Raw genomic sequence first — 10,615 nt, 5'->3', positions numbered from 1 at the left:
CCAGCGTGGAATGTAGTCGCCGGTGGTTGTAGAAGGCCAGCCAGTCGATCACTTCGTCCATGGCCTGCCGCCTGGTGGCGAACTTGCGCCCGTGCAGTCTGCCGACCTTCAGCCTTCCCCACAGGCTCTCCGTGGGCGCGTTGTCCCAGCAGTCGCCCTTGCGGCTCATTGACGAGCGCATCCCGTACCCGGCCAGCGCCTTCTGGAACTCCTCACCGCAGTACTGGCTGCCACGGTCGGTATGCACGATCAGCCCCGGCGGGGGCCGGCGGCGGAACCACGCCATGCGCAGCGCGTCCGTCACCAGACTGGCGCGCATGTGGGGCTGCATGCTCCAGCCCACCACCATGCGGCTGTGCAGGTCGATGAAGGCCGCCAGGTACAGCCAGCCTTCGTCGGTTGCGATGTAGGTGATGTCGCTCGTCCACTTCGCGTTGGGGCCGTCGGCCGTGAAGTTCCGCTGCAGCAGGTCCTGCGCGATCGGCAAGTCGTGCTTGCTGTCGGTGGTCACGACGAACTTGCGGCGGCCCCGCGCCTTGATGCCGTGCTGCTGCATCAGGCGCCGAACCCGCTCCTTGCCCACGCGGTGGCCTCGGGCACAGAGTTCCTTGGTCATGCGCGGCCAGCCGTACTCCTGGCGGACCTCGGCGTGGATGGCGCGGATGTGCGCCAGCAGGGCCTCGTCGCTCAGCCGCCCCGAGCCCGGTTGGCTGGGCCGGCGTTGGCGCCGCCGACGCTCGTGCTCGAAGTACCCGCTGACGCTCACGCCCAGCACCTCGCAGCTCAGGCTTACCGGCCAGCTGTCTTTCATCGTGCGGATCCAGGCGTACTTTGCAGAACATCCTGCGCAAAGTACGCCGCCGCTTTTTTTGCGATGTCGCGCTCCATCTTCACGCGCGCCAGCTCCGCCCTCAGCCTGGCCAGCTCCATCTGCTCAGGCGTCACCGGCCGCTCGCCCGCGCCGCCGAGCTGCCCGCGATCGCTGGACCGAACCCAATTGCTCAGGCTGGCCTTCGGTATGCCCAGCACCTTGGCCGTCATCCCCACCGACTGCCCCGTCTTGACCAGCCTGACGGCCTCCAGCTTGAACTCCTGCGTGTATTGACCACGCACCTGCTTGTTGCTCATCTCGTAGCTCCTGTCTCTGATTCCATCATCAGCCAAGAACTACGTTTTTCGGGGGCAAGGTCACACGGTGCGCAAGTACCTGCGCCTTGGCAAGTCCGAGGCGCCGAAGTACAGGCGGCCGCAGGTGCCGACGAAGCTGGCACCGTTCGTGGAGGCGGTGCAGCAGGCGCTGCGGGCTGACGCGAGGCGGCCGAAGAAGGAGCGACGCACGGCCAAGGCGCTGCATGCGCAGTTGGCTGCAGCCGGCTACGAGGGCGGCTACAGCCGGCTGACCGACTACATCCGGGCGTGGCGGGCCGAGCGCGGCGGCGTGCAGGCAGGGGATGCCTACGTGCCGCTGAGTTTCGAGCTGGGCGAGGCGTTCCAGTTCGACTGGAGCGAGGAGCCGCTGGTCCTCGGCGGGGTGTACCAGCGGCTGCAGGTGGCGCACACGAAGCTGTGCGCGAGCCGGGCGTTCTGGCTGGTGGCCTACCCCAGCCAGGGCCACGAGATGCTGTTCGATGCCCACACCCGTGCGTTCACGGCGCTGGGCGGCGTGGCGCGCCGGGGCATCTACGACAACATGAAGACGGCGGTGGACCGCGTCGGCAAGGGCAAGGCGCGCGACGTCAACCTGCGCTTCACGACCATGTGCGCGCACTACCTGTTCGACGCCGACTTCTGCAACGTGGCCAGCGGCTGGGAGAAGGGTGTCGTCGAGAAGAACGTGCAGGACAGCCGCCGACGGATCTGGTTGGATGCCCGGGACCAGCGCTTCAGCACGCTGGACGAACTCAACGCCTGGCTGGCCGAGCGCTGCCGCGCGCTGTGGGCCGAGCTGCGCCACCCCGAGCACAAGGCGTTCAGCGTGGCGGAGATGCTGGAGCTGGAGCGACAGCACCTGATGCCGATGCCTGCGCCGTTCGACGGCTACGTGCAGGAGTTCAGCCGCGTCAGCAGCACCTGCCTGGTCACCGTGGCGCGCAACCGCTACTCGGTGCCGTGCGAGTGGGCGCGGCACACCGTGAGCACGCGGCTGTACCCGAGCCGGGTGGTGATCGTGGCCGAAGAACGCATCGTGGCCGAGCACGAGCGGCAGCCGGGCAAGGGCAAGACGGTGTACGACTGGATGCACTACGTGCCGCTGCTGCAGAGGAAGCCCGGCGCGCTGCGCAACGGTGCGCCGTTCAAGGACCTGCCCGAGCCGCTGGGCCGGCTGCGCGAGGCGCTGCTCAAGCACGCCGGAGGAGACCGGCTGATGGCGCAGGTGCTGGACTTGGTGAAGGTGGCCGGGCTGGACGCCGTGCTGGTTGCAGCCGACCTGGCACTGGAGCGCGCCGGGCCCAGCGGCCGGGTCAGCCCCGAGCACGTGGGCAACGTGCTGGCACGCCTGACGGCGCCGCCGCGGCCGGAGAACGTGGCCACGGCCCTGGGCGCGCTGACCAAGCCGGTGGCCGACACGGCACGCTACGACCGGCTGCGGCGCATCCGGGCTGAGCAAGGAGCCGAAGATGCGTGACGTCATCAGCGAACTGAAGGCGCTGCGGCTGCACGGCATGGCCGCCACCTGGGCGGAGCTGGGCGAGCAGAACAACGGCGAGCTGGAGCGTTCGCGGTGGCTCCTGGAGCACATGCTCAAGGCCGAGGCCAGCGACCGGGCCACGCGCTCGGTCAGCCACCAGATGGCCACAGCCAGGTTCCCGGTGCACCGTGACCTTGCAGGATTCGACTTCGAGGTCTCGCCGGTGGACCGCAAGCTCGTGACGCTGTTGGCCAGCTGCGAGTTCACCGTGGCCGCGCACAACGTGGTGCTGGTGGGCGGGCCAGGAACCGGCAAGAGCCACCTGGCCACGGCCATCGGCGTGGCCGGCATCACCGAGCATGGCAAGCGGGTGCGGTTCTACTCGACGGTCGACTTGGTCAACGCGCTGGAGCGCGAGAAGGCTGAAGGCAAGGCCGGGCGCATCGCGGCCAGCCTGCTGCGCCTGGACCTGGTCATCCTGGACGAGCTGGGCTACCTGCCGTTCAGCCAGGCCGGCGGGGCGCTGCTGTTCCACCTGCTGAGCAAGCTGTACGAGCACACCAGCGTCGTGATCACGACCAACCTGGACTTCGCGGAGTGGTCGACCGTGTTCGTGGACGCAAAGATGACCACGGCGCTGCTGGACCGGCTCACGCACCACTGCCACATCGTGGAGACCGGCAACGAGAGCTACCGCGTCACGCAAGCCACGGCCAGCACGAAGCGACGCATCAGGGCCCGCGAGCAGGAGCGCCGGGCCCGGCCTGCAGAGGCGGGCTGACCCAGGCGGCCGCGGGGCGGCAAGCCGCTACGGGCTACGCCCTGCGCGGCTTGCCGCCCCGCGAAGGACATCCAGAACAAACCGACAGGAGCAAGCAGCTACAGTTGTCCACAGCCGGGATCACGCGATCCCGGCCACCAGCCCTGGGTCAAAGTTCAGTCGGCACGGTGGGTCAAAGTTCGATCGGCGCGGACAGCAGCTCCGACTTCGGTGGTCTGCTCTTGCACCTCAGGTCCCTGCGGCACCACCAGTGGCCGCAGCTTCGCGTTCGGGGCCAGCACCCCATGGAACCGGATGAGATGCAGCCTCGGCCGCGGCACGGGTGCCCGAAGGGCGCCCTTCGGTCGCCCTGGCCGCCAGCCGCTGCCTGAACTCCAGCGGGCTCATGACCAGGTGCGTGGTGCCGTCGCGCCACGGCGTCTTGAGCTTGAGCTCCACCTGCCCGGCGGCGTTGAGCTGCACCCGTTCGTCGGAGAGCGCCGGCCGCGTGATGTAGCGGCACAACTGCTCCAGCCGCTTGCGGTCGTGGGCTTGCACCCGCACCGCCGCGTGCTGCGCTGTTCCCGTCGATGTCGGCGCACAGCGGCTGGCGCGCCCAGTCCTCGCGCGGCATCGCGCCCCTGAGCGTCAGCATCTTCTGCCCGGCGCGGGGGCCGAGGGCGATGCGATAGGTGATGGCCGCGGCCTGCAGCGGCCGCAGCGTGCGCGCCTCCTCGCCGTCGGCATCCGGCTCGGCCAGGTAGGTCTGCCCCAGAATCCCCGCTCAACCGCTTCTCGCTCGAACCGGCGGGGCTTCACCCGGACGCGGCGATCAGGTTGGCTGCGGGCCGAAAGCTCCGTTGCCGCCCGCCGGGCGCGAAGCGATCCGGATCATCAACGACGAGCACGGGGTCTCGGTGAAGTGCGCTTGCCGGGCAGCCCGGCGCCGGTTTCCAGCTGCTCGAACTTCGCTGCATACAGCTCGACCACCCAGTCGACGAACGCGCGCACGCGGGCACTGAGGTGGCGGTTGCGCGGGTACATCACGTAAAGCGGAAGCCGCCCGGCACTCCAGTCGGCGAGGACGGGTACCAACCGCCCGGCGGCGATGTGTTCGGCGATGATGCGGGTGCGCGGGCACTGCGCGAGGCCCAGACCCGCCAGCGCCAGCGCCACGTGCGCGTCGGCGTCGTTGGCAGCCGCCCGATGCGCCAGGGCAATCTCGAAGCGGCGGCCGTCGCGCTCGAACTCGAAGTCGAAGACGCGGCCGGTCTTGGCGGAGAAGAAGTTCACCGCCAGATGTCGCGACAGCTCTTCGGGCGACCTCGGCGTGCCGTGCCGTGCGAGGTAGGCGGGTGAGGCGCAGGTCACGACCTCGAAGGCGCCAAGCGATCGGGCCACGAGCTGGTCGTCGTGCACGAGGCCGCCGCGGATGACGCAGTCCACACCCTCCGGAACGAGATCCACCGGGCGGTCGGAGCTGCCCAGCTCGACCGTCATCTCGGGGTACTGCATCAGAAAAGCCGGAAGCGCCGGGGCCAGGACATGCCGGCCGGCCACTGCCGGCACGTCGACGCGCAGGCGCCCGCGCGGGCTGCGCACGGCGCCCGCGGTCCGGGCCTCCAGGTCTTCGAGGGCCTGCAGCAGGCGCTGGGCTTCCGCCAGATAGGCCGCGCCGTCCTCGGTGAGGCTGACCCGCCGCGTGGTGCGGCTCAGCAGCTTCACGCCCAGGTGTTCCTCGAGCTGCGCCACGCGCAGCGACACGCTGGCGTTGGGCAGCTGCAGCGACTTGGCCGCGCCGGTGAAGCTGCCCAGTTCCGCGACTCGGGCAAAGGTCTGCATTGCGGTCAGTCGATCCAAGGGCGGCCTCGCTGGATGCCTGAAAACTATTCACAAAAGAAGAAAAGTCATATCAGCAAGAACCCGTAGATTCCGGCACACGCGAACAATACAGTGGCCCGACGTTTCCTTCCACCCACAGATCGGCATGAGAGGCCCCGATGAACCCATCCACTCCCGACCCCTTCTCCACCCACCAGGCGCAGACCCGGCGGCAATGGCTCGGCGGCGTCGGCGCCCTGAGCGCATGGGCTGCCGCATCGAGCGCCCGGGCGTCCGCGACGCCTGCATCGGCGGCGAGGCCGCTGGCCGGGAGAGTGGCCGTCGTCACCGGCGCGCGGAACAACCAGGGCCGCGCCTACGCCGTTGCACTGGCGAGGCTCGGCGTCGACGTCGCGCTGCATTTCCACCGTGCCTCGTCGCGCGCCGAGAACGAAGAGACGATCCGGCTGGTCCGCGCCGAGGGCGCCCGCGTGGCGTTCGAACAGGGCGATCTCGGCGAGGTGGCCAACGTCGTCAAGGTGTTCGACGCCGCCCAGGCGGCCTTCGGGCGAATCGACATCGTCATCAACACCGTGGGCGTGATCGTCAAGAAGCCGCTTGCCGAGGTCACCGAGGAAGACTACGAGCGCTCGCAACGCGCGAACACCAAGGCAGCGCTGTTCGTCATGCGCGAGGCCGCGCGTCGCGTGGCCGACGGCGGTCGCATCATCCAGATCGGCACTTCGCTGACCGCAGGCAGCGCTGCGGGCTACGCCTTGTACGCGGGAACCAAGGCGCCCGCCGAGGAGTTCACCCGCATGCTGGCGCGCGAAATCGGCCGACGTGGGGTGACCGTCAACTACATCGGCCCGGGTCCGCTGGACAACAGCTTCTTCCACGCGGCCGAGACGCCGCAAACGGCCGCGTTCGCCGCGGGGCTGAGTGTCTCGGGTCGGCTGGGGCGCGAGGCCGATGTCGTGCCCATCGTCGAGTTTCTTGCGAGCCCGCAGTCGCAGTGGGTTAACGGCCAGATGCTCTGGGTCAACGGCGGCTACCTGACCCGCTGAGCCCGGCAACGACGCCCTCGCGCCCGCTCACCCGACCCCTTCATCCCTTAATCGGCGGATCACCATGAACCGGACCATCCTGCTGACCGGCGCCAGTGGCGGCTTCGGTCGCCTCATCGCGCACACTCTTCTCGACCACGGTCATCGGCTGATCGCGACCATGCGCGATCCTGGCGGCCGGGGAGGTGAGGTCGCGCAGGCGCTCGCAGCCCGCGGCGCCACTGTGGTTGCGATGGACGTCAGCGACGACGCCAGCGTCGATGCCGCCATCGCGCAAGCGACCCGTGCCGCAGGCTGGCCCGACGTGGTCGTCCACAACGCAGGCATCGGTGTGCACGGCCTGCAAGAGGCCTTCACCGCCGACGACCTGAAGCGCCTGTTCGACGTCAACCTGTTCGGAGTGCACCGCGTCAACAGGGCGCTGCTGCCCACCTGGCGCGAAAGGCGTTCCGGCCTGATGGTCAACGTCTCGAGCCTCCTCGGCCGCATCACGATGCCCTTCTACGGGCCCTACAACGCCAGCAAGTGGGCGCTCGAGGCGATGAGCGAGAACAACCGCAGCGAGCTCTCGGCCTTCGGCATCGACGTCTGCGTGGTCGAGCCCGGCGGTTACGCGACCAGCTTCATCGACCACCTGATGCGCCCGTCGAACACCGCTCGCAACGCGGGCTACGGCCCGCTGGCCGACGCGCCTCGGCACGCACTGCAGTATTTCGAACAGGTGCTCGCCGCCACGCCTTCTCAGAACCCGCAGCGTGTGGCCGACGCGGTTCTCGCGCTGATTGCGCAACCCGTCGGGCAGCGACCGTTCCGCACCACTGTCGACACGCTCGGCATGGGCGCGGCCATCGAACCGTACAACCGGGCGCACGCCGAACTGACCGCCGGCCTGTACGCCCGCTTCGGCATTGCGCACATGCTCGCGCCGCAAACCTCACCCGAAGGTTGACGCCCGCGCGGGGTGGCGGGACGGCCGATGGCGAGCGGGGCATCGTCGGCGCTGCGCCAATCTCTCCACCGCGGGCCGGGGCCCACTCGCCTGTGCAACCCGCCGAACGGTGCGGGCACGGATCGGGCGGCGTCCAGGACGCCGCGCCGTCAGTAGTGGATCTCCGAGCGGATCGACTGTCCCTCGTGCATCAGGTCGAAGGCGCGGTTGATCTTGGTCAGCGGCATGGTGTGCGTGACGAAGGGCGCCAGCTCGATTCGCCCCGCCATCGCGTCGTCCACCATGCCGGGCAGTTCGCTGCGACCCTTGACGCCGCCGAAGGCCGTGCCCAGCCAGCGCCGCCCCGTCACCAGCTGGAAGGGGCGGGTCGAAATCTCCTGGCCCGCGCCGGCCACGCCGATGATGACCGACTGGCCCCAGCCGCGATGCGCGCATTCGAGGGCAGCCCGCATCACCTGGGTGTTGCCGATGCACTCGAAGCTGTGGTCGACGCCCCATTCGGTCATTTCCACAATCACCTGCTGGATCGGCTTGTCGTGGTCTTTCGGGTTGACGCAGTCGGTCGCACCGAAGGTGCGCGCGAGGGCGAACTTCGACGGGTTCGTGTCGATGGCGATGATGCGGCCCGCCCTGGCGAGCCTGGCGCCCTGCACCACGGCAAGTCCGATCCCGCCGAGACCGAACACGGCGAAGGTGTCGCCCTCCTGCACCTTGGCCGTGTTCCTGATTGCTGACCGAGGCGGATGCCGACGGCGAGGAAGCACGCACGCTGCGGCCGCTGCAGGCGGCGGCGGTCACGTACCGCATCGCCTTCGGATCGCGCGCCGGCCAGAAGGTGCTGACGCTGCGAGGCGCGATGCCGCGCGAGGTCACAGCGCGCCAGGCGCTGTGTGCCGAGGTCGACGGCTTCAGCCTGCACGCTGCGGTCCGGGTCGAAGCACACGAGCGCAAGCGGCTGGAGCGGTTGTGCCGCTACATCACCCGGCCTGCGTTGTCGGACGAGCGCATCCAGGTGAATGCGGCAGGGCAGGTGCAGCTGGAGCTGAAGACGCCGTGGCGAGACGGCACGACGCACCTGGTGATGAGCCCGCTGGAGTTCATGCAGCGGCTGGCGGCGCTGGTGCCGCGGCCGAGGCTGCGCCTGATCCGGTACCACGGGGTGCTGGCGCCCAACGCGAAGCTGCGGGCGCGGGTGGTGCCGCAGCAGCCGCCCGCTCTGGGGCACGCGGCCACCGAAGTCGAGGCGCGCGCCAAGTGCGAGGAAGTCGAGCCGGTGCGGGCGCGCTCGCAGCGCATGGGCTGGGCGCGGCTGTTGAAGCGGGTGTTCGACATCGACATGCGGCGCTGCCCAAGGTGCGGCGGCGTGCAGGTGAAGATCATCGCGGCGATCCTGGAGCGTGCGGTGATCGGCAAGATCCTCACCCACCTGGGGCTGGATCCTCAGCCGCCGCCGCGCAGCAAGGCGCGCGAGGCGGGGCTCGAGTTCGCCGCCTGGGAGGCGGGGGCCCACGCGGGCACCCGCCCCGTGGCGTGCAGCGGCTGGCGTGTAGCCTGGGGGATGCTGCGCGCGATGTGCGCGCAACGTGCCCGAGCGCGCCGCCGAGCCCGAGCCCGAGGCCGGAATCGCACGCCGTGAACGCCAGCAGCCCGATCGCAGACACGGCCCGGTGCGAGAAGCGGGTCAGCTTCGCGCCCTTCAGCCGCCTTGGATCCGACCCGCCGCTTGCGCCGGGCCAGAGTGAGGGCGTTTGAATTTCCCGGGGCTCTCCATTTAACCGGACTGACCGGAGACGGCCGGGGATGCGCCATCCACGCGCAGGACGGCACTACCCAAGGTCATTCGGTGAGTTTCGATCGTGGTTTCGAACCGATGCCGACTGCTTGGACCACCTCGAGTGGCTACGCCGGCCTACCGGTTTCGTCTGCCCGGCCTGCCAGAGGCGCGACGCCTGGCGTCTTGGCGACGGGCGCTTCAAGTGCACCGCGTGCGGTGTGCGTTGCTCCGTCACCGCCGGAACGATCTTCGACCGCACGCGCACGCCCCTGACCCTGTGGTTCACCGCCTGCTGGCTCCTCGCCACCGGCAAGGACGGGATCGCTGCGCTGAGTCTGAAGCGTTCGCTCGATGTCGGTTCCCATCAGACCGTGTGGGCCATGCTTCACCGGCTGAGGGCCGTGCTCGTTCGTCCAGGGCGCGAGCGCCTGGTCGGCACCGTGGAGGTCGACGAACTTACATCGGCGGTCGAGATCCTGGAGTAGGTCGCGGCAAAGGCAGGGGCGACAAGGTCTTGACGGGCATCGCGGTGGAGATCAAGGAACCCCGCGGCTACGGCCGATGCAGGCTCGCGCCGCTGGCCGACGCCTCGGCTGCATCACTGCGCGCCTTCGTCTCCGATCACGTCGAGCCAGGCGCCACGGTCATCACGGACAGCTGGAAAGGCCATCTTGGGCTGGACCGGTGCGGCTACACGCATGAAGCGCGCAGTCAGCGCGCGGCCCGGCTTCGAGGCGACGAGCAGGCTGCGGAGATGCTGCCCGCCGTCCATCGAGTCGCTTCACTGGCCAAGCGGTGGATTCTCGGCACCCACCAAGGTGCCATCGACCAAGCGCATCTGCACGAGTACCTCAACGAGTTCGTGTTCCGCTTCAACCAGCGGCACTCCCGCAGCCGGGGAATGGTGTTCTACCGAGTGCTCGAGCTTGCGGTGCGGCACACGCCCGTGCGCTACGCAGACATCACCGCGGGCCATCGGCCGCGCAAGAAGCCACCGACGCCTCCCTCCTCACGCGGCACGCCGGCCAGCCTCGACTGGTGCTGGACGGGGTGTACCGCCGCGCCGCCGATGGCTCGCCGGCCTTCATCGAGGCGGCTTCGCCCACCGACGACGAGCTGCATGCGCTGCTGCAGTCGGTGATCGAGCGGCTGATGAAGTTGCTCACGCGCCGGGGGGTGCTGGTCGAGGACATGGGCCAGACCTACCTGGCCGAGCCGGATGCCGACGGCGAGGAGGCGCGCACGCTGCGGCCGCTGCAGGCCGCGGCCATCACCTACCGAATCGCCTTCGGCCCTCGCGCCGGGCAGAAGGTGCTGACCCTGCGCGGAGCGACGCCACACGAGGACTGGGTGCGCCAGCCGCTGTGTGCCGACATCGACGGGTTCAGCCTGCACGCGGCGGTGCGGGTGCAAGCCCACGACCGCAAGCGGCAGCCCACGACCGCAAGCGGCTGGAGCAGTTGTGCCGCTACATCACCCGCCCCTCGCTGTCGGACGAACGGGTGCAGCTCAACGCCGCAGGACAGGTAGAGCTGAAGCTGAAGACACCGTGGCGCGATGGCACGACGCACCTGGTGATGGCACCGCTGGAGTTCATGCAGCGGCTTGCGGCGCT

9 protein-coding genes and 2 pseudogenes are annotated in these 10,615 nt (G+C 69.4%); 7 read left to right on the top strand and 4 right to left on the bottom strand.

Annotated features, from left to right (window positions below):
* Positions 1–1,128 (bottom strand): IS3 family transposase gene (locus O9280_RS15375; protein WP_298344718.1). Its coding sequence is split into 2 segments (ribosomal slippage), with 1,129 coding nucleotides annotated over them: positions 1–873 and positions 873–1,128; the frame shifts between segments, so codons are not numbered across the junction. This gene is flagged as partial in the annotation.
* 67 nt (positions 1,129–1,195) lie between these two features.
* On the opposite strand from O9280_RS15375, the gene istA reads away from it, so the two are divergent.
* Positions 1,196–2,626 (top strand): IS21 family transposase, encoded by a 1,431-nt coding sequence (gene istA, locus O9280_RS15370; RefSeq protein WP_298344715.1) that lies wholly within the window; start codon positions 1,196–1,198, stop codon positions 2,624–2,626.
* A complete protein-coding gene (istB, locus tag O9280_RS15365; protein WP_298344712.1) occupies positions 2,619–3,410 on the top strand; it encodes an IS21-like element helper ATPase IstB in 792 nt (263 codons plus the stop codon). The genes istA and istB overlap by 8 nt, the downstream gene beginning before the upstream one ends.
* A 228-nt stretch (positions 3,411–3,638) precedes the next feature.
* On the opposite strand, the gene O9280_RS15360 is transcribed toward istB, so the two are convergent.
* Together O9280_RS15360 and O9280_RS15355 are read right to left on the bottom strand one after the other, a co-directional pair.
* Entirely contained in the window at positions 3,639–3,947 is a 309-nt protein-coding gene (locus O9280_RS15360; RefSeq protein ID WP_298344708.1) for a transposase, read from the bottom strand.
* Positions 3,948–4,283: 336 nt separating this feature from the next.
* Positions 4,284–5,231, bottom strand: coding sequence for a LysR family transcriptional regulator (locus O9280_RS15355; protein WP_298344705.1), 948 nt, complete (start codon positions 5,229–5,231; stop codon positions 4,284–4,286).
* A 314-nt stretch (positions 5,232–5,545) separates the two neighbouring features.
* Here O9280_RS15355 and O9280_RS15350 point away from each other — a divergent pair, with 314 nt between their 5' ends.
* Both O9280_RS15350 and O9280_RS15345 read left to right on the top strand, forming a co-directional pair.
* The gene (locus O9280_RS15350; protein ID WP_298344702.1) at positions 5,546–6,277 is read left to right on the top strand and encodes an SDR family oxidoreductase; all 732 of its coding nucleotides are present in this window, start codon (positions 5,546–5,548) and stop codon (positions 6,275–6,277) included.
* 64 nt (positions 6,278–6,341) lie between these two features.
* Positions 6,342–7,226: an SDR family oxidoreductase gene (locus O9280_RS15345; protein ID WP_298344699.1), complete on the top strand. Its 885-nt coding sequence runs from the start codon at positions 6,342–6,344 to the stop codon at positions 7,224–7,226.
* Positions 7,227–7,375: 149 nt separating this feature from the next.
* Here O9280_RS15345 and O9280_RS15340 read toward each other — a convergent pair.
* A pseudogene (locus O9280_RS15340) lies at positions 7,376–7,957 on the bottom strand (zinc-binding dehydrogenase); the annotation flags it as partial.
* Between O9280_RS15340 and O9280_RS15335 the strand changes: the two are divergent.
* From O9280_RS15335 to O9280_RS15325, 3 genes and pseudogenes are all read left to right on the top strand, one after another.
* Positions 7,957–8,862: a transposase gene (locus tag O9280_RS15335; protein WP_298344721.1), complete on the top strand. Its 906-nt coding sequence runs from the start codon at positions 7,957–7,959 to the stop codon at positions 8,860–8,862. The pseudogene O9280_RS15340 and the gene O9280_RS15335 overlap by 1 nt on opposite strands.
* Positions 8,863–9,026: 164 nt before the next feature.
* Positions 9,027–9,964 (top strand): annotated as a pseudogene (locus O9280_RS15330) (IS1595 family transposase); the annotation flags it as partial.
* 74 nt (positions 9,965–10,038) lie between these two features.
* The gene (locus tag O9280_RS15325) at positions 10,039–10,530 is read left to right on the top strand and encodes a hypothetical protein (protein ID WP_298344723.1); all 492 of its coding nucleotides are present in this window, start codon (positions 10,039–10,041) and stop codon (positions 10,528–10,530) included.
* Positions 10,531–10,615 lie beyond the last annotated feature (85 nt).

Source organism: Silanimonas sp. (genome assembly GCF_027531545.1).
GTDB lineage: Bacteria > Pseudomonadota > Gammaproteobacteria > Xanthomonadales > Xanthomonadaceae > Silanimonas.
The sequence above is the reverse complement of the archived record's forward strand: the minus strand, read 5'-3'. Positions and strand labels throughout refer to the sequence as shown.

Coding starts and splice junctions, on each gene's coding strand:
- istB (WP_298344712.1), top strand. CDS start 2,619: ATGCGTGACGTCATCAGCGAACTGAAGGCGCTGCGGCTGCACGGCATG.
- O9280_RS15355 (WP_298344705.1), bottom strand. CDS start 5,231: ATGCAGACCTTTGCCCGAGTCGCGGAACTGGGCAGCTTCACCGGCGCG.
- O9280_RS15345 (WP_298344699.1), top strand. CDS start 6,342: ATGAACCGGACCATCCTGCTGACCGGCGCCAGTGGCGGCTTCGGTCGC.